Raw genomic sequence first — 20,327 nt, 5'->3', positions numbered from 1 at the left:
CAATATGATGCTTGTTAAAAGCTATTGATTTGTCATAATTTGCCTCTGCGCCAATTGTTGCGCGTTATGGTTTGGAAAAATTGTGGTTTCAAGAATAAAGTGGCCGCTTTTAAATGATAAAATGTCCGCCAGAAGATTGCTGTAATGCTTCTTATTACGTTGTGCAGGATCTAGAGCGATGCCTGGGGCGGGCAAAGCCAATCGCATTCAAATGTCTCAAATCCCCTTAAGTATGAAGTTCTGCCCCTGCGGCCACTTTATGGTTAAAAAACGACCACATTATCCTTTAAGTTTCACAGCGATTTGTAACTATAAATCTGGCTTGGGCAGCAAAATTATGGGTTGAACACGAGGTATCCAGGAAGGACGAGGAGGGATAGGGGGAGAGAATAGATGAGACTCTAGAACTTCATGGTTAACCAGAGAGCCTACTTGAGACTTACTTACATTTAGTGCTCCTATGACACTTAGTTTAAATTTTACTAAAGAGTCACTTACACTTAGTGTTCCTCCGACAATTTTTTCAGCCTCCACATCTGTGATGTCCTGCTCAACAATTGATTCAATATGGTCTAAATCCAGGATTTTTATTTTCAAGGAATGATGCATTGTAATCACCTAATTGATTGTTTTTCCTTAGAGGTAAAATCACCTCTATGTAATAACCCAAGTTGCGGCATAAATTTGTCTGCCAATTCTACCATTTCTTCATAAAACTTTATAATTTATCCTGTCCAAACAGCACAAAAAGCCCTGATTATTTCTGTTGTTAAGGGAAATTCATCAAATGACTGAAAACTTACGCGGTTCGTGCTGGCTTTTAAGGCTAATAATTTCTTTAGCTATTAGTGGCGCATACGTCAATGCTGGGGATTGCACCTTTGCTCAAATTACGCCTGATAGGACTTTACCCAATAATTCCACAGTCAAATTAGAGGGGAATACCAGAATTATTGAAGGAGGAACTCAAGCTGGAAGTAATCTTTTCCACAGTTTTGAGCAGTTTTCTGTACTCACTGGCACTCAGGCTCACTTCAACAACGCAATAGAAATTCAAAATATCATCAGCCGCGTCACGGGTGGTTCTGCTTCTCTTATTAACGGTTTGATTAAAGCCAATGGTTCTGCTAACTTGTTTTTTCTCAACCCGAATGGAATTATTTTTGGGCCTAATGCCGAACTGAACATCAAGGGTTCATTCATCGCAACTACAGCAAACCGTCTCAAATTTGCAGATGGCGCTCTGTTTAGCGCTTTTCCTCCCCAAAGCACACCTCTGCTAACAGTAAGTGTTCCCATTGGCTTGCAATTTCAGGGAGCAGCAGGAGGTATTCGTGTAGAAGGATCTGACCTAGAAGTGCAACCTGGTAAAACTTTAGCACTTGTGGGCGGTGATGTGACGTTGCAGGGAGGTCAACGAGCAGCTTTAGAACAACCGAATTTGGCAGTTCCAGGAGGACGGATTGAGCTAGGTAGTGTCGCTGGTGTTGGAGAAGTGAGCTTGAACCAGAAAGATAACAATTGGGTATTGGGGTACGCCTCTGTCAATAATTTTGGCGATATTCGGCTGGAAGATCGAGGGTATGTTGATGTTAGCGGTGCTGGCGGTGGTGATGTTCAGATTCAGAGCAATAATTTGGTTTTAACTCAAGGCTCATTGATTTATGCCGACACACAAGGTACAGAGTCTGGGAAAGAGGTGCTTGTCCACACAACAAAGGTGGTTACTCTCACTGAGGGTTCGCAGATTACAGCCGATGTTTATCCAGAAGCGACTGGAACCGGGGGAGACGTGACGATTGAAACTGGACAGTTGAGTATCCAAGGGGATGAGTCAAGGATAAGTGCTAGCACCTTCGGCAAGGGACGGGGGGGAAAGCTTACCGTTGACGCCTCGGAGTTTGTGGAACTAGCAGGAACAACAAGCGGCTTATTTACTAAAACTCAAGGTGCTGGAAATGCTGGAAACTTGACAATTACCACTCGAAGGTTAAGTTCTCAGAATGGAGCGCAAGTTTCAACTTCTACTCTAGGCGAGGGACAGGGGGGAAATTTGACTATAACCGCCACCGATTCCGTGGAACTAATTGATGCTGATAGCGGCTTGTTCACCCCAACTCAAGGTGCTGGAGATGCTGGAAACTTGACAATTGATACCAGACGCTTGAGTGTCCAAGATGGAGCGCAAGTATCAACTTTTACTCTAGGCAAGGGGCAGGGGGGAAATTTATTTGTGGCTGCTAGTGATTTGGTGGAATTGCAAGGAACAGGAATATCAATAGATGGGCAGCAAATCCCTAGCGCTTTATTTACTCAGACTGAAAATGTTGGATATGCTGGTAATTTGACGATTAACACTAGGCAGTTAATTGTGGGAAATGGCGCACAGATATCTACTGGTTCTTTGGGTCAAGGAAAAGGTGGAGAGATAGAAGTTAATGCAACTGAAGCTGTTAATGTTTTTGGAGTTGGCATTAATAGAACGGCAAGTGGATTATTTTCACGTACCAATCAAGGGGGACAGGGGGGAAACATCATTATTAATACCAATGCTTTTCGGGTAGCAGACAATGGGGTTCTAGATGCCCGCACTTTAGGTGAGGGAAATGCTGGTAATATCAGGGTAAACGCGAATACTTTGGAAGCGGTTAATGGTGGACAAATCCTTGCTAATGCTTTTAAAGGCAGCAGTGGGTTTGCAGGTAATATCACAGTTAATGCTACTGATAAGGTGACTATATCTGGCAGTGCTTCCTTCAAACGGCGTGTCCGAATTCGTGGGAGTCTTGTTGAGGATGAGTCTCTTAACAGTGGCTTGTTTGTTCGCTCTCAAGGGTCAGGGAGGGCAGGCAACCTTCAGGTAGGATCTCGTTTCATTCGCTTAGACAATCAAGGGGAAATCACTGCTGAAACCGCATCCGGTAATGGCGGTGATATTACACTCCACGACCTAGATTTATTGTTACTAAGCGGCAACAGCCAGATATCTGCTACCGCAGGCACTAATCAAGAGGGTGGAAATGGCGGTAATATCACCATCAATGCCCCTGACGGCTTCATCGTCGCCAAACCAAATGAAAACAGCGACATCACCGCCAATGCCTACGCTGGTAAAGGGGGAACAGTCACAATCAACGCTACTAAGATTTTTGGAATTGCGTCACTAACTAGCGAAGACCTTAAAAGGTTGCGCCCTAATGATTCAGACCCGGGTAAACTTCAGACAAATGATATTACGGCAATTTCTCAAATAAGTCCTAATTTAAGCGGCATTGTAGAAATTAACACCGTCGATGTTGACCCCTATCGAGGATTATTAATAAACTTACCAGCCGTACCAGTTGATACTCAAGTGTCGCAAGTCTGTCAAGCACGCACAACACAAAATCAAAACAGTTTTACGATCACTGGACGTGGCGGTTTACCCCGCAATCCCTATGATCTTCTTTCTCCTAATGCAGTTCTGGTAGATTGGGTAACTCTCGACCCAAGGGGTGAAAACCCCGTTAGTACAGATGTTTCTAATCAGGCAACCAGCCCGACACCAGCGCCGATTGTGGAAGCGCAAGGGTGGGTGAGAAATGCAAAAGGAGAGATTGTACTAACGGCTTATGCGCCTACAACCAAGCTTCATAGTTCGTGGCAGAAACCAGCTAATTGCCGTAGCGATTTTTAGATTTTAGATTGCGGACTGGGTAGTTGCTCTGTTACCATTCTTGAAAATAATCGTTTTTGGTTTTTCCCTTTCTCTTGTCAACTCAGCATCTGCCACAAACTAGAAATCTTCGTGGGAACGACTGAAAATCCGAACATTAGGTGAACGGGCTATGAGTAACCAACGATCGCTATCAGCGATAGAGCCAATTTCCCTTAGTTAATGGTGAATATATTTTACAACCAGGCGATAAAATCTGGATGCCGGAAATTGGTTTAGGTCTTGGACGTGAACGGGGAACTTACCAAATAATCACGCGAGAATGTTTGTTTGGTTAGGACTTACGCATTGACAGGAAAAACTAAATATGCAGTATGGATTTCAGCCATTAAACCTAGATTTTTCGACACTTTTTAGGCGATGCCTGGGTTGGGCTACGCCTACGCTATTTATCAAAGGATGATATCTAAAAGCCTGAAACGACGTATTCTCGTTGATGCACAAGATAATAAATTTGTACAGTGCGTAAGTCCTAGAAAAAATCGTGATTTTAAGACGGAAAGCTTAGAGATAAGACGCAATGAGTTGAAAAAGCAACGCTAGGGTATCTAAAATCGAAAATATTCTGATAAATCTCAATTTTATTCAAATCAGCAGCTAGCCTGGCTACCTCTTAACCTTGACTGGAATAATACTGTTCTAGTGCCTGCGTCGAGGATTCCTAATGTCGAGTATTGATATAGCGTTTCCTAATCACATGAGGTACATCATAGTCCCCTCCTCGCTTGCTCTTAGGGGGTTGGGGGTGGGGTTCTTGTACCTCACTCAAGCGAGAACCGCTATAATAACCCAAGCTGCTAGTTATGCGATCGCGTAATTATTAAATTTTAGATTTTAGATTTTCCTTCAATCCAAAATTCAAAATCTAAAATTGATTGATTTCTCCCTCTGCTAAAAATGTGGGAACTCGTATCAACTCACGCCAAATGCATCTGAGATTTTCTCAAGATATAAAGTCCCTGTTGCAACGCCTAGCTGAACAACCGCTAACTCTAGGTGATATTCTGGCAGAAACCTCAGAACGAGGGTTCTGTCTGGTAATTACATTATTAGTTTTGCCCTTTTTATTTCCTATGCCACCGGGATTAACTGGCCCTTTTGGTGGTGCTTGTTTACTGTTGTCAATGCAAATGGTTTTAGGGAAGCGATCGCCTTGGCTACCGAAAAGAATCGCTAACTACAAATTTCCTCGTCCCTTCGCCCAGTTACTTTTGCAAAATTTGGGACGTTTTACCAAAGTTTTACAGAAAATCGCCCGTCCCCGATTGGCAAAAATAGCCCATAATCCTTTGATTTGGCGAATTAATGGGTTTTGCATCTCTTTATTAACAATATTACTAATATTACCAATTCCGTTTACAAATCCCATCCCCACTGTCGGTATTTTACTTTTGACTGTTGCCACCATCGAATCTGATGGTTTATTAATTTGCATCAGCTACGGCATTACTGTCCTGATTACCTTGTTGTTTGGATTTCTTGGTTATGCAGTATGGTTAGCTCCCAGTTTGCTGCCATCTATATTTAAATAATAAAAGCCCCCAGCTTTTGGCTGAGGGCTGTAATTTATTAGGGTGCATCTACCATTTATTAATCCGCTTTATTGATTGCCATATCCGGGAATATTTAAATTGTGTAGAAAATGATTTTATTCACCCTTTAAAAAATATCATCAATAAAAAAGCCTTCAACTAAAAGCTGAGGGCTGTAATTTATTAAGGTGCATCTACCATTTAATAATCCGCTTTATTGATTGCCATATCCGGGAAAATTAGACTTATAAGCAAATTTATTTTATTTCCAAATTAAAAAATATCAGCAATAAAAAAAGCCCCCAACTAAAAGCTGAGGGCTGTAATTTAATTAAGGTGCATCTACTATTTATATATCCGCCTTAGTTATTGCTGTATCAGGAAGAATTGAAAAAAAATGGATGGCTGTAGGATTGTTTTTTTATATACAACATTAGTACTAGTGGAGGTTAGCGAAAATAACTATATAGTCTATTAAAAAGCTTACTATACAAGCGGTATTCCTTCTACCTCTTTGAAGTTTGATGGTCGAAAGTCTGTCTTCTCCTGTGGTTAACGCTTTGCGTAGCTTGCTTCTTTAGTAACAATAACTACCCTAGCTTACCGGAGGATAGCCTGCGGTATTTAACTAGGTAATCATTGACAAACTTCACAGTAATTTTACAATCAACCCGAATTTTCCTTGGATACGCAAAGTTTCTGTTAATATCTCTGATGAAATATCCGCAATAGTACGAATTTAGTTTATTAGTTGGGTATATGACTATGAAAGTTAGACGCACCCAACTTGATGAAGCGATCGCAATTTATATTAGCCCTTGCTAGCCTTAGTATTGTCGGAGGAAGCTTTTTTCTGAGAACAACTTTTAGCAATACTAACGAACCTAAAATAATAACTGATACATCACGCTACAAAGAAATTCGTAATCAACTCTGGTCTAATAATGACCAAGTAAAACATTTTCCTAATGAGATTCCCACTGATGCCCAAGACGTTCATATTGCTTACTCTCCCGAAATTTTGCCAGCAGGTAGTTTTTTTCAAATTAGGCTGAAAGAGCCACAAAAAAAAATAGAAAAATTACTGTCACAATACAGAAATAGTGCAAAGCACAAATATAAGGGTGGTAACACAAACGACCATATAAACCAGCCTGACGGTGTGCCGACAACTTTCTTCTACACCAGTGACTCTCATACAGAATCTTTTCCAGCTACTTATGAAATATTGGTATTAAATGCAGAAGACAAAGGTAGACCTGGCTTCAAGTGGAATCATGGAGATAGCTACGGTGTCGCAATTAATAGTTCAGCCTCAGAAATTATTTATTGGTCTGAAAAATGGTAATTGGCAATTTAATTACTCTTTTGGGTATATCACTTTGGGTAGTTAAAACTTATAGCTAGGATAGTTAATATTTTAATGGTGGTTCAAAACTATCTTAATATGTAGAATGCCAACTGCTTTAATTACTGGTGCATCTAGTGGTATTGGAAAAGCTTTTGCCCAGGAACTAGCTGCCCGCAAGACAAATCTTGTACTCGTTGCTCGTTCTGAACAAAAACTAAGCGAATTAGCTAAACAACTACAAGAAGAACACAAAATTCAAGTAGACGTTATAGTAAAAGACCTCACAGAACCTAATGCAGCATCTGCTGTATTTGATGTCACTAAAGAAAAGGGATTAACCATTGACTTATTAATCAACAATGCTGGTTTTGGTTACTATGGCGACTTTGCTGAAGGGGATGGAGAAAGACAACTTAAAATCGTACAATTAAATATTTTAGCATTGGTAGATTTAACTCATAAATTTCTACCCTTGATGCGGCAACGTCGTTCAGGAAGTATTATTAATGTATCTTCTATTACCGCATTTCAACCGATACCATACCTTTCTGTTTATGCTGCCAGTAAAGCTTTTATTCTCAGCTTTAGTGAAGCATTATGGGCAGAAAATCGTCAGTATGGTGTCCGTATTTTAGTCACTTGTCCAGGCCCAATAGAAACAAACTTTTTTGCAGAAGCTAATTTTCCTCCAGCGCTGGCAAGCACTACAGATAAAGTGTATTCTTGTGAAAAAGTGGTTTGGGAATCTTTAGAGGCTTTGGAAAAAGGGTATCCAACTGTTATTAGTTCTGATACTAACACTCAAATTAGAAGCAAATTATCTCGGCTCGTACCGCGCAAACTTCTGCTGAATATGTTAGCAAAACACTTTGGAGCCTAATTATATAGTTAGGAGTTTGGAGAGACGCGATTAATCGCGTCTGTACAGGAGAGACGCGATTAATCGCGTCTGTACAGGAGTTAGGGGTTAAAGAAACTGATGAATTTAAAACTCTTAACTCGTCATTCCTCACTCCTCACTTATTAGATATACCTTGTTAATTGAACTCGGTAACGGTCTTTTTTTGTAACGGCGATTTCCCCAACTTCTAAACGTCCTTTAGAGCGAATGGCGATTAAGTCGCCTGATTTCAATTGAGAACTAGCTTGGGTAACTTCCTTCCAATTGACGCGGACATCACCAGCATCAATGAAATCAACCATTTTGCTGCGGGACATGCCAAAACCAGCAGATGCGATCGCATCTAATCGCAAAGAAGCCTCCACAGTAGTTAATTCTTTTTTCTTGGGTTCCCGGACTTTTAATTCAGTTACCTCAATCTGCTGAGTTTTCACAGGAACCGATCGCACCTGTTTAAGACTGATTGACAAAAATTCCACTAACTCTGGTGCGACAATCGCCTGCGCCCCTCGTTCTCCCAAAACTATAATATCTCCCGTCTTTTCACGAACAATTCCTGTACCCAACATTGCGCCTAAAAAGTCGCGGTGAGAGGCGGTATCAAACAGGAAATTACCAGCAATTTCCACGGCGACAAGACTGACTTGAGATTGATCTAAGGGAAGTTCCGAACGAGCGATCGCTATTCTTTGGCGTTCAGCTTGCGGATATCCACCCCACGCCGCCAATTGTACTTCTGTTAATCGGTTAAATACCCGTTGAATTTCCGCCAATTCTGGGGGAGATAGAAAATCAGTCAAAACCACTTCCCAAGTTTTGATGGCTTGTTCGGCTTGGTCAATTACACGAGCTACACTATCTCGATTTTCAACACCTTTTAAAAGTTCTTCTCGTGGCAACATTCTTAAAAATTATGAGTTATGAATTGAGAATTAATCTGCTATAACTGTCTTGATTCTAACTTTAATTCCCATTTCAACAGGTTTTCATCTTGCGCCACTTCCAAAGAACAGTGAAGCAACTCAAGTCGCTGTGTCCTGACGTGTAAACTATGATTTATTCAATACACGGTATTTGTGTCAGCATAACCTTGGATATTTTCTGGATCAAACTGACGTAATATTCGGGTTGCTTGGCGAGTGAGAGTTTCAGAGCCTTCAACAGCTATTAAGTATTTCCCCGCATCCAAGCGGTTGCGATAAGGCAAAGCATCACCACTACCTACGAGTAAACCGACTCCACCACCGACAACTACACCACCCATAGCACCACTAGCAGCACCTAGCAGTCCACCAACGATGTGATTACCAACTTCACCCGCCCAGGCAAAAGTATCTAAACCAGTGATCAGGCTGAAAGTAAAACCTGCAAAAAAGCCAAATGGTATCAGCCAGGTTGCCATTAGTTTTGCTTGCTTTTTAGCTTGATCTTTGGGGTCAATTAAGCCAAACTCGTCAGCCGTTTTATACCCCCTCCCCAGGATAGTACTGTTTATGCCATCTTTTTCTAAAGCTAAATAAGCAGCTTCGGCTTGAATGCGATCTGGTAATACGGCAACAAGGTAATTCATTGATTTTACAATTTGTCTAATAGAAGTTTTGCCTTAACTAACAGCGTATCAGTCCTGGTCGAATCAATTGCAAACCGCGATCGCAAAGCGCCGCAGCGCACAAGTTAAATCTACATGGGCTGATCACTTTAGGGAATCTAGTGGCTCACAAAAATTGTTCACGCCTTGCTTGAGGACATATATCAAAACTGGCGTTGCCAAAATCTTCGGAAAAGTCGGTGTTGCTTTTAGATGTTCCATCATCTTTTGAAGTGAAGTATTAAGCAAATCTTCCCGATATTCTTGTTCGCAAATCACCACACGCCATTTTCTAGCCAAGGCGTCTAACCACTCGGAATTTGCTCTTTCTGGTTGTTGTCCGGCTCGGATAGCTAGCGTCATCGCCGCATCTTCTAAATCTCCATCACAGTCTTCAATCAAATCCAGCGCTTCCATATCGCTGGGATCATCTGCCAATTGAGAGCGAAACTGTGCAATCTCTTGAGATGTTACTTTAGTCATGAGTGTTTGACAAGGCCAGCGAACACTCAGTTATGTTAGTCCAATTTTGACCCAAAAACTAGATGCAGAGCCAATGGATTTAGACGAATGGATAAGTCGGTAGTGGCTTTAGCTGCCTTCAGTATTCTTCATCCCCATCCTCAGATTCATCTTCATCCCCGTCCTCAGATTCATTTTCATCCTCGTCCTCAGATTCATTTTCATCCTCGTCCTCAGATTCATCTTCATCCCCATCCTCAGATTCATTTTCATCCTCGTCCTCAGATTCATCTTCATCCTCGTCCTCAGATTCATTTTCATCCTCGTCCTCAGATTCATCTTCATCCTCGTCCTCAGATTCATCTTCATCCTCGTCCTCAGATTCATCTTCATCCTCGTCCTCAGATTCATCTTCATCCTCGTCCTCAGATTCATCTTCATCCTCGTCCTGTGCAAACCCTAGTTGACTAATAGCCCGAGAGAGAACCATATCAAAGAAGGAGCCTTCATCGCACCATACATCCTGACTTAAGTCGAGGTCGGTTACACTTTTAATAGTCCAGCAATCACCGTTTAACTCAGAATTGGTAATGTAATCGTAAGGAATATAACAGTAGCCTTTGTCTCCCCAGTTTGGCCCCCAAGAGTTACGAACCAAAAACATGCGGTCTTGATCAGAATATCCCACGCACAGCATTGCGTGTCCGCCACAAAGTTTCTCGTTACTTGAATTTGGTATTGGTACTCGTCCAGTATCTTTAACTTGCTCAAAGGAACTGAACAGCTGCAAACCAAAGGCAAAAGGATAACCTTCTGCTAAACAGTGGCGCATTGCGTACAAATCCAAGTCAATTCGTTCAGCCTCATCGATCAAGAAGCTTTCTGCTTCCTCATAAGCTTGTTCGTGGGGTTTTTCAAACACCCTATTTTGACTATAAGGCCAAGTTTTCTCTATACAAGCACCGTATTTTCGCAGTACCTTAATACAGGTGCGTAAATAAGTTCCTTCGTCCTGCTCAACGGTTCCATCAGACAATCTGGCATTGTAATAAATAAACAAGCGACTCACATCCTCTGCCGAGCCAAATTGACGCATCGCCAGATACTCGTAAGCTCCCGCCATCGCGTTAGCTGTACAACTGTTCAATTCTCCCTGCTGTTCCACTTTTGTCATGTGGGGACGTAAATCGACCATTGGCGGTAACTGTTGTGGTTGATAACGTCCAACACTGTATTTTTTATCTCTTGAATCAATAGGATCTGGTCGATAACCGCCGACTTTTAACTGTTTGCCTCTGGAATCGTGGAAGAATGAGACTGTACGAAGCACATCGGAAATTGACATATAATAATATCTCTTAGAACCACACACGGTAGAAGCGCTGTGTTGACTCAGACAGTTTCCGGGGGCGAGACTTTACCTGAAGATAAGCTGCTTTTATCCCAATACGGTTTAGGTAAAATCATTTGCACCACCAATGACCTAATAAGAGACGTTGCAATGCAACATCTCTTGTTACCCACGGGACTGTATTGAATTTATACAATTAGCGCCAAGACTTGTTTTAGCATAGCTTTTATTACCAAGAAAGCCTCATTATTCAGTGTAATTACTGAGAAATGAGGCTTCTTGGAGCTTTTCATGAAAAATACTACAGGACTGTGTGATGCCCTGAGCATAGGTGCGAAGTATATTAAAAAATACAACAGCGCTCAAAAGTATTGACGATTGAGTTTGGGCTAACTAGCGTAGTGCTCTGAGGGTAACAGACCGTTGTAACTGAGCTAAAGCACGGTTGTAATTCAAAATTGCTGTTACGCGATTACCTTCAGCTATTGTGAGGTCGTTTTCAGAGTTAATGACATCAGTTTGAGTGCCTACACCAGCTTGGAATCGCAAACGCGCTAAACGTAGAGCTTCCCTAGCCTGTTCTAAAGCAGTATTAGCGGTTTGAACATTGGTCAAATTAGATTGCTGGGTAGAATAGGCTTGTTCTACCTGAAAGCGAATTTGGTTGCGCTGTTCAGCAAATTGAGTTTCTGCGATCGCAATATTAGCTGTTGCCTGAGCTGCCTGTGCTCTTGCAGCTCCCCCGTCATACAAATTCAGGCTTGCCCTAACTCCTACTGAATAACCATCAGTCACGCTGACATTATCATTGAACTGATCTAGTAGGCTGTAGCTGGCTACCAAACTAACTTGAGGTCCTAAAGCTGCAAGTGCTTGCCGTCGCTGTTGTTCGCTAATGTTACGTTGTGCCAATTGCTGTTGCAATTCCGAACGGTTTTGAAAAGCCAGCAAAATGGTTTGTTCTAATGTTGGGTTCCAAAGACCAGCTAATTGTACAGGATCGGCTGCACTGATATTTATCGTCTGCGCCAAACTTATCCGAGTTGCTAATTGACGACGGGCAATTGCCTGCTGCGATCTAGCATTAGTCAAATCTTGTTGGGCATTTGCTAAAGTCACCTGCGATCGCAACACATCAAACCGCGTACCAACCCCAGCTCGCTCTAAAGCTTCTGCATCACGCAAACTAGCTTCGGAGTTCTGCACAGCCGACTGAGAAATACGTACTTGTTCATCCGCTTGTTGCAGATTGTAGTAGTCAGTGGCAACATTCAGACGGATTGTTTCAAACTGAGTTTCTACAGCCAGCTCATCGGAACGCTCCTGTTCCTCAGCCTGTCTGATAGTAGCTTGCCGACTCCCAGAAGTATAAAGGCTATATGTCAGTTGTGCTTGACCGTTGAAAGCTGTACTAGGTACGTCTGTGTTAGAGCGAAAACCTTGCTGGTTGGCTATTTCGTCCTGAAGTTGAGTAGAAGGACTCTGACTGCGAGTAATATCACCACTAATACCAAGAGTGGGAAGCAAAGCAGCTTGTGCCTGGCGTACAGCAGCGCGACTGCGTTCTAGCTGCAATATCGACACCTGTAGATCGTGATTGTTACGCCGTGCTAGCTCCAGAGCCTGTGCTAAAGTAATCGGCTGATTTCCCTGAAGTCTCACTTCTTCCGGTTTGGTGGGAAATAGCAGGGGATTTGAGCTAGGAATCAGGTTATCGGGAATTTTTAGCGAATCCGACGGCGCAGGAATTAGGTTTCCTGGCACAGTCTGAGGTGGCACTGAACCAGGTGGTGCAGGAGTTACGGTTCCTGGCACAATCTGAGGTTGCACTGAACCGTCTGGTGCAGGAGTTACGGTTCCTGGCACAATCTGAGGTTGCACTGAACCGTCTGGTGCAGGAGTTACGGTTCCCGGCACAATCTGAGGTTGTACTGAACCGCCTGGTGCAGGAGTTACGGTTCCCGGCACAATCTGAGGTTGCACTGAATCTGCCGGAGTCTCAGGATTACTCTGAGCCACACGTTCCCCAGCCGCACTTTGTCCTAAGCAGGTGCTTGAGGCCAGCAGCAAAGAAGCCGAGGAATCAGTTTTGCTTTTCCTCAACTCCTGTGGACACCTCTGCGCTGACAATAGTTTTGCTGCTCCTGCCCCTGTGCCTGAAGCTTGTAAAAATGTCTGCAACTGATTAACAGTATTTATTTGTTGAACCACTGGCTGCTGTAAAGTAGACAGGGACAAAATTTCTTTTTGGACAGAAGCAGGTTTTGAAGTGTAGTTAGGAATTACTACGCTCTTTAACTTCTGCCCATTTGGGTCTGAATTACTGTTTTTTTGGTTATTTTGAGCAGAAAGGCTGACATCTGGCTGTTGCGAAGGATTAGAGGTAGATGTGAAACTGAAAAATCTACCTTCATCTTTCTTAAGAATTTGTTCTATGGGTACACCAGTACTTCCAGTCATTAACACTGGGATACTGTTATTCCTTAAAGGCTTCACACTAAGTTTAGTAAAACCAAAAGCAGGTACTAAGGTTGGAACACTAACATCTGCACCGTTAGGCAGTTGGGTATTCGTGGTGTCCACAATCAAGTCTTGACCAGAAGTAGAAGTCAAAACACTAGGAGAAGACGCCAGTTGTACCCCTGTTAGTTTCACAGTACCAGCCCAAGCAGGCCCCGTTGTTAAGACCGCTGCTGTCAAACCAGGTAAGAAGCTATAAAATAATTGCTGTCCTTTCACCGCATCCCCTCACACGAAAATCACTCTAGCGGCAGAAAACCTTTCTTCACCACAGAATATAGCACGATACTAAACTTAGGAAAGAATATACTACGATACTAAATTTAGGGTTCGGAACTCTGTTTGTCTTCAAAACGTCTAACAATGCGAGAAAGTTCCGCCTTTTCATCGATACTAACGCGAGTAGGAGCACCGCTGATAATCCGTTCGTAGTTTCGGAAAGAATCTTTAATATCGGGACCATCAGCAGTGATATTATACTCACGAATGCCCTTATCATGCCAAGAGCCTCTCATTTTAAACACGTTAATTGCCCGCGACATTTCTCCTCTAATTTCTACGTACTGTAACATCAGAATTGTATCGGTAATCGTGGAAATATGAGAGTCAGTAATCGAATGCGCCCCCAGAAATTGGTCAGTTGTGTTGGTAAAGAAACCAGTAATTTCTTCTTGTTTAGCATAACCCGTCACCCCAATTACAAACTGCCGAAATGCATTATTGGTAACACCTCTAGCTAGTGCTGATAGTGAATCAATGGCGATGCGAGCTGGTTTGAAGACAGCAATTTCTGATTTAATAATTTGTAAGTGGTCTTCTAAACCAGTTGATTCAGGATAGGTACAGATTATTTTCAGTAAACCTTGATCTTCTAATTCTTCAAAATCAATTCCCCAAGAGGAAGCATTACGAGACAGTTGGGCGCGTGATTCTTCATAAGCAAATAATATTGCCTGTTCTCCATTCAGGCAGCCATCTTGAATAAACTTACTAACTAACAGGGTTTTGCCAGTACCTGTGGCTCCTGTTACCAAAATAATTGAATCTTTAAAGAAACCACCTCCGCACATTTCATCTAAGGTTTTGACACCAGAAGATACTCTGACATTAGAAGATCGTTGAGTTAAGCGCATTGCTGCCAGTGGGAAGATGTTAACTCCTTCATTAGTAATCGTGAAGGGATACTCGCCTTTCATGTGAGTTGTACCGCGCAACTTCAGGATTTCAATTGTGCGACGGCGGCGTTCTCCTTCTAAAACGTTGCGAACAATTACTACATTATCGGAAACAAATTCTTCTACTCCGAAAGAGGCAACTGGCCCATATTCTTCACCACGTTCAGTGGTAATTACAGTGGTGACATTCAGTAGTTTGAGACGTGCTACCAGGCGAAAAATCTCGCGTCGCACTACTCCCATCGCTTCATACTGCTGAAATACTGCTGTTATTGAGTCGATAGAAACTCGTTTAGCTTTGTATTTGCGGATGGCATATTGCAAGCGCTCAATGAGTGCAGAAAGGTCAAAATTCCCAATGATGTCTTGACCTTCAGGATCGGGAGATGCATCAAGAATAAACAACTTGCCTTCTTCGATTAGGCGTGGTAAGTTCCAACCAAAAATATGGGCATTTTTAATAATATCACTGGGTGACTCTTCAAAAGTAACAAATACTCCTGCTTCGTCAAAGTAGGTGATACCATTATAGAGAAACTGAAGAGAGAATAAAGTTTTGCCTGTGCCGGATGTGCCACTAATCAAGGTAGTTCTGCCAATTGGGAAACCACCATGACTAATATCGTCAAATCCTTCGATCATCGTCCGAATTTTTTCTATACCCCCAATTATCGGTGGTTGCTTTGGTTTTTCTTGCTCGTTTTCACTCATTGCTTGATCACAAAAGGGTATTAAACCCGGTTTTTTTATTACTAAAGTTTGGACTGAATTTTTTTATGATTAAAATTTTACTCTTCAAAATCTTCTTCATTTAGTTCTTCATAGAGCAAATCTAATCCAATCAATACTCTTTCTCTATCTGAAAGATCCCCGATAATTTTGCGAACGGGTGGAGGCAAAATTTTAGATAATGTTGGAGTTGCTAATATTTTATCTTCTTCCGCCAGTTGCGGGCTTTTCAGGACATCGATCACTTTTAAAGCATAAACACCTTCAAACTCCTGTTCTAAAATATCTTTAAGTGTTTTTAATGCCCGAGCTGAATTAGGGGTATTCCCTGCTACGTAAAGCTTGAGAACGTAGGTTTTTCTGGCTTTAATCATATAGTTAATAGCTAGTCATTATCAGACAAATACAATATTTTTTCGCGCATTGGGAGTCACTAACAGCAGTAGTTTTTTCCAAGTTGAACATCAATAAACTTAATTTATTTAGAAATCGAACTCCTATACACTTCGCACAGGTGAGCTAGGATATCTATCAACGTTAGGCGGTAATCAAGTAACGTTTCATTCCTCCTTCCTTCTAATTGAAGCTGGTGAGAAAATTCTTCAATTACCTCCATGTGAATCTCGATGATTTGGGGCACAGGAATATTAGCATAAAATATAGTATTGATAAATTTATCAATTTTTTCTTTGAGTGTTTTGTCTGTGGTAAAATAATTTATCAGAATCAGGCTGTAATCTGATTTAAGCCCTCTTAATAATCCTTGCCTTTCTGCTGGAGTCATCTCCTGGAAATGCTGTTGGCTTTTTTGCGTCTGACTGGCAAATACATAGACGTGTCTGCCAGTGTATGCTTTACTTAGATTTTGTTGCAGCCAATTTGGTAAATAGTTGATTTTTCCAGAGGTAGTTGCAGCAACAGGTAGATAGGAAAATTGGGCAATAATTGCCTTAATCAATTTCCACACCCACGCACTCAAACCTTTTTGGTTGGCTAACCCAACTGAATTATCTAAACATTTGTTAATATCAGGTTGCAGAATCAATATTGGTAATAACATTTACTCTTTAATATCTCTCCTTGATCGCTGTGACCAAGAAACGTGGGTTGATAAATTTGACAAACGCTTCTAGGGTAATACTGGATGTGCAGTAAACTAATGATTCTGCCTCAAAATAAGGCTCTGTGTTAGCAGATAATGCAGCAACTCACTCAACAACTTAGTGCAGCAACTGAGTGGTAGGACTTAGTAGGTCTTTAATGATGAGGTATATGTCAGCATAGCAAAACACATTAGCTACTTTTTTATTTGCATACCTTATATAACTAAATAGATTTTTTATTTTGCTCCTTGATAAGATACTTAAACGAACTTAAACCTTTGTCGCATTCTAAATCATTATAATTCCTCAAGGTTCTAAAGCGAATCTTTGGGGTCATAATTGTTTTAGCCGTCGCTATCGATGAGGAGTTTAAATACCAGTAAGAGACTGGGGAGGCTAGTTGCTAGAAATGAGAAACGTCGCCTCTGGGAAAAATGCACTCGGACGCAAGCAAGTGTCCGTGATCGGAAATCCCGTTGTTTTAATGGCGTTGAAATAACCAGAGTTGCTTATATGAGTCTTCTTAGAGGATATGGCTTTAGGCAAAAAAACCATCACCAGTTGGGAGATGGAAATGCCGGAGGTTTCCATAGGAAGAATGACCCCCAAAGCCTTATGTTAATGCTAGATTACCCGCTTTATGACTTTCAGGCAACCGTACCTAGCTGCCCCCAAACAAGTTCTCTGGCAGTGGTGTTAGAGATTTTTGAGCAAGAGCAGTGCGATCGCTTGGTAGTAGTGAATCAACAGCAATGTCCCATCGGATTGCTGTATTCTGCCCGTTTAATCCCAAAATTATTAGCAGATAGTGACAATAAAAATCTAAATTTACACCAATCACTCTCGATCTGGGGTCAAGGTCTAATTGAGCCAATACAAACAATATCAGCTTCTGAGACTGTAGAGCAATTAAGCTTGCGCTTGTGTTATCCCCAAGCCGAAAAACATCAGAACTTAGATTGGGCGCTGATTGACTCTGATGGTCGATATTTGGGGCTGCTGGATAGTTCACGTCTGTTGCGATCGCTGGCTAAGGAACGGATGGCTGGGTTACAAAGTTCAGGTGAGTATCGCCATGAGTATAATGCTAGTGTGCAGACACCAAATGAACCCAAATCATTGGGACACCAGCCACTAGTACACTTGCTGGAAAGACTGCCTTGGCCTTTGATGTTGCAAACGGCTACTGGTAAGGTAATAGCACGAAATCCGGCTTGGTGGCAGCAATTAGGAGCCTTGAAAGATCCAGAAGGAGTTAGGCAACAAGTGGAGGCGATACTTGTCCCTAAACCCTCCGAAAATCCAGAATATGTCACACAACGAGCAATCAAGGTTCATCCCAATGGTAGGGAGGATGAGGATGGTGGTGAACAAGAACCGACTCAGCAAGAAGCATCAGGTGAGGCTGTATACAGTCGGTGCTATTTGGATAGTCAGGTGGGTACTTGTACCTGCGTTGTTCAACTGGAAAATGGTCAGGAGCAAATCTGGCAGTTTGCCAAAATTCCCTTAGATAGTCCTGAGTTTAAAGTCATGAGTGCTGAAGAGGAGATTGCACTCAGCAATGATTTGTGGTTAGTTTTAGCTACTGATGTGACCCAGCAGCAACAGCTTTGCAAAGAATTGGCAGCAAAAAATGCCGATTTAATTCAACTAAATCGGTTGAAGGATGAATTTTTAGCTTGTATTAGTCATGAACTCAAAACTCCCCTAACTGCCGTTTTAGGATTATCGCGCTTGCTCGTGGATCAGCAGTTGGGAGAACTCAACGAGCGTCAAGCGCGTTATGCAGGACTGATTCATCAAAGTGGACGCCACCTGATGAGTGTGGTTAATGATATTTTGGATTTGACCCGGATGGAGACGGGACAAATGGATTTGACGCTGACTCCGGTGAAAATTCGGGCTGTGTGCGATCGCGCCCTATCCGAGGCCAAAGCCATCCACACTCATACTACCAAAACGACATCTGCTTCACCAACTCAAAATGCCCGTTTATCTGCCCCCCAATTCTGCCTCTCCATTGAACTAGGCTTAGATCAGATGGTGGCAGATGAATTGCGCTTACGCCAGATGCTAGTACACCTACTTTCCAACGCCTTTAAATTCACCGAAATATCTGGCGAAATTGGATTGCGGGTGAATCGTTGGGAAGGATGGATTGCCTTTACAGTTTGGGATACAGGCATTGGCATTCCTGAACACCAGCAACACTTAATCTTTCAAAAATTTCAACAACTGGAAAATCCCCTCACCCGCCAATTTGAAGGCACTGGTTTGGGGCTGGTATTAACTCGCGCCTTGGCTCGTCTCCACGGAGGAGATGTCAGCTTCTTATCTCGTGAAGGAAAAGGTAGCCAGTTTACCCTACTTCTGCCGCCCAGTCCCCCGAAAACAGGCTTTTCTGAACCAGATATGGGAATCAGAGAAGAGGAAGAAACACGACTCCAACAGACACGGCAAAAGCCCACAGTCGCTCGTCAGCAGATTACCCCCACACAGCATCATGCCGTTAGTTCGCAACGCTTGGTCTTGGTAGTCGAGGCAGTAGCCCGATATATTGAAGACTTGACCGAACAACTCAAAGGTTTAGGATATCGGGTAGTGATTGCGCGATCGGGGACAGAAGCAGTCGAAAAAGCTCGGCGCTTGCAACCAATAGCGATATTTTTGAATCCGTTGCTACCCCTGCTATCAGGCTGGGATGTGCTGACTTTACTGAAATCTGACACCGCAACCCGTCATATATCTGTAATTGTGACAGCGACGGCAGCCGAAAAGGAGCAAGCATTTGCTAACCGATCTGATGGTTTCTTAAGTTTGCCAGTAGAGCATCACGTCTTAGCACCAGTTTTAGAAAAATTATGTACTGCACAAGCAGTTTTACAACTAGGGTTAGACAATAGCGCAATTATCCCAACTAAGACCCCACTGCGAATTCTCCGGTTGGTGAATCCCCAGTTGGAATCGATCAATCCCCACCTCTCACTTCGAGAACATCGGGTGATTGAAGTAGATGACCTAGATCAGGCAGAACTTTTGGCACGGGTATGGCAGTTTGATGTCATTTTGCTAGATGTGGAAAGTAACACCGCCCAAATTTATCTGCAACAACTAATTGGGCATCCACGTTTGGCGGCTATACCACTGGTTACTTGCGATGTTGCAACCACCCTAATAGCTTCTAAAATACCAGGGCTATCTGTATTTCCTTACTTAACACCATTTGCCAAAGACAACAGCAGTCGCACCGAGAAAACAGATGCCTTATTATCAGTACTGCAAATTGCTTCTGGTATTTGCTGCCCTCCTAACATCTTGGTAGTGGATTTGACAATGCTGCGTGATTTTCCACAGGTAAGACGCAAGCAAGTTAAGGGTTATCAGACTGAAAAAAATTACTTAATTAGTAGTGAAACTCCTCAACGGGGTTCTGAATGGTTTCAAGCTTTAATTCAGTACCTACAAACAGCAGGCTTCAAAGCGGCGATGAGTCCCTGTTGGGCAGAAGTGTTACAACAAATTCGCCACCAAAGCGTTGACTTACTGCTAATTTGTTTAGGAGAATCCGCTATCCACAAAGACTTGCTAAAAGCACTGAAGACATTGGGAGATTCACCTGACAAATTACCACCAATTTTGGTACTTAATCAGCGATTAAATCGCCCAAAAACCACTTTTCAGCCTGGGGTAGCTTACAAGGAAATTGACAAGCAGAAGAAGAATGGTTTGGAATCGATAGAAACTGTTGTTAGCGCGATCGCTACCCAAATATTACCGCGATCGATATCAATGGAAGACCTCTTAAACCAGATCAATCAAGCTTTAGCTGTCAATGGTTATAATGGCAAATGTTAATGGGGAGTGGGGAGTTAGGAGTCAAGTGATTAATGCCCAATG

Annotated in this window: 14 protein-coding genes and 1 pseudogene; 6 read left to right on the top strand and 9 right to left on the bottom strand. The window is 42.4% G+C overall.

The genetic code is table 11. The features are described 5' to 3' along the window. Positions 1-309 precede the first annotated feature (309 nt). Entirely contained in the window at positions 310-609 is a 300-nt protein-coding gene (locus V7K31_RS30140; protein ID WP_335099971.1) for a hypothetical protein, read from the bottom strand. A 178-nt stretch (positions 610-787) separates the two neighbouring features. Here V7K31_RS30140 and V7K31_RS30135 point away from each other — a divergent pair, with 178 nt between their 5' ends. From V7K31_RS30135 to V7K31_RS30115, 5 genes and pseudogenes are all read left to right on the top strand, one after another. After that, complete coding sequence (locus V7K31_RS30135; RefSeq protein WP_335099968.1) at positions 788-3,676, top strand: S-layer family protein; 2,889 nt, start codon at positions 788-790, stop codon at positions 3,674-3,676. A 188-nt stretch (positions 3,677-3,864) separates the two neighbouring features. Continuing rightward, positions 3,865-3,987 (top strand): annotated as a pseudogene (locus V7K31_RS30130) (Uma2 family endonuclease); the annotation flags it as partial. 654 nt (positions 3,988-4,641) lie between these two features. Beyond that, the gene (locus V7K31_RS30125; RefSeq protein WP_335100545.1) at positions 4,642-5,247 is read left to right on the top strand and encodes an exopolysaccharide biosynthesis protein; all 606 of its coding nucleotides are present in this window, start codon (positions 4,642-4,644) and stop codon (positions 5,245-5,247) included. 790 nt (positions 5,248-6,037) lie between these two features. After that, on the top strand, positions 6,038-6,595 hold the full coding sequence (locus tag V7K31_RS30120) for a hypothetical protein (RefSeq protein ID WP_335099966.1): 558 nt from the start codon (positions 6,038-6,040) through the stop codon (positions 6,593-6,595). Positions 6,596-6,701: 106 nt separating this feature from the next. Then, a complete protein-coding gene (locus tag V7K31_RS30115; protein ID WP_335099963.1) occupies positions 6,702-7,478 on the top strand; it encodes an SDR family NAD(P)-dependent oxidoreductase in 777 nt (258 codons plus the stop codon). A 143-nt stretch (positions 7,479-7,621) separates the two neighbouring features. On the opposite strand, the gene V7K31_RS30110 is transcribed toward V7K31_RS30115, so the two are convergent. The 8 genes from V7K31_RS30110 to V7K31_RS30075 all read right to left on the bottom strand — a co-directional run bounded on the left by V7K31_RS30110 (position 7,622) and on the right by V7K31_RS30075 (position 16,384). Then, the gene (locus tag V7K31_RS30110) at positions 7,622-8,401 is read right to left on the bottom strand and encodes a photosystem II S4 domain protein (protein WP_335099960.1); all 780 of its coding nucleotides are present in this window, start codon (positions 8,399-8,401) and stop codon (positions 7,622-7,624) included. 158 nt (positions 8,402-8,559) lie between these two features. Beyond that, positions 8,560-9,069 carry a hypothetical protein gene (locus V7K31_RS30105; protein ID WP_335099957.1) on the bottom strand — a complete coding sequence of 170 codons (510 nt, stop codon included), beginning with the start codon at positions 9,067-9,069 and terminating at the stop codon, positions 8,560-8,562. Between the two features lie 123 nt (positions 9,070-9,192). After that, positions 9,193-9,570 (bottom strand): hypothetical protein, encoded by a 378-nt coding sequence (locus V7K31_RS30100; protein ID WP_292770842.1) that lies wholly within the window; start codon positions 9,568-9,570, stop codon positions 9,193-9,195. Between the two features lie 118 nt (positions 9,571-9,688). After that, positions 9,689-10,894, bottom strand: coding sequence for a C1 family peptidase (locus tag V7K31_RS30095; protein ID WP_335099954.1), 1,206 nt, complete (start codon positions 10,892-10,894; stop codon positions 9,689-9,691). Between the two features lie 399 nt (positions 10,895-11,293). Continuing rightward, positions 11,294-13,639, bottom strand: coding sequence for a TolC family protein (locus V7K31_RS30090; protein ID WP_335099952.1), 2,346 nt, complete (start codon positions 13,637-13,639; stop codon positions 11,294-11,296). 104 nt (positions 13,640-13,743) lie between these two features. Then, on the bottom strand, positions 13,744-15,306 hold the full coding sequence (gene kaiC / locus V7K31_RS30085) for a circadian clock protein KaiC (protein ID WP_335099949.1): 1,563 nt from the start codon (positions 15,304-15,306) through the stop codon (positions 13,744-13,746). A 77-nt stretch (positions 15,307-15,383) separates the two neighbouring features. Beyond that, positions 15,384-15,698 (bottom strand): circadian clock protein KaiB, encoded by a 315-nt coding sequence (gene kaiB / locus V7K31_RS30080; RefSeq protein ID WP_335099947.1) that lies wholly within the window; start codon positions 15,696-15,698, stop codon positions 15,384-15,386. 104 nt (positions 15,699-15,802) lie between these two features. After that, complete coding sequence (locus tag V7K31_RS30075) at positions 15,803-16,384, bottom strand: KaiA family protein (protein WP_335099945.1); 582 nt, start codon at positions 16,382-16,384, stop codon at positions 15,803-15,805. A 556-nt stretch (positions 16,385-16,940) separates the two neighbouring features. On the opposite strand from V7K31_RS30075, the gene V7K31_RS30070 reads away from it, so the two are divergent. Then, positions 16,941-20,285, top strand: coding sequence for an ATP-binding protein (locus tag V7K31_RS30070; RefSeq protein WP_442941415.1), 3,345 nt, complete (start codon positions 16,941-16,943; stop codon positions 20,283-20,285). Positions 20,286-20,327 lie beyond the last annotated feature (42 nt).

This window comes from Nostoc sp. (assembly GCF_036917675.1).
Lineage (GTDB): Bacteria > Cyanobacteriota > Cyanobacteriia > Cyanobacteriales > Nostocaceae > Nostoc.
Note: the sequence above shows the minus strand (reverse complement) of the source record. Positions and strands in the feature narration are given on the sequence as shown.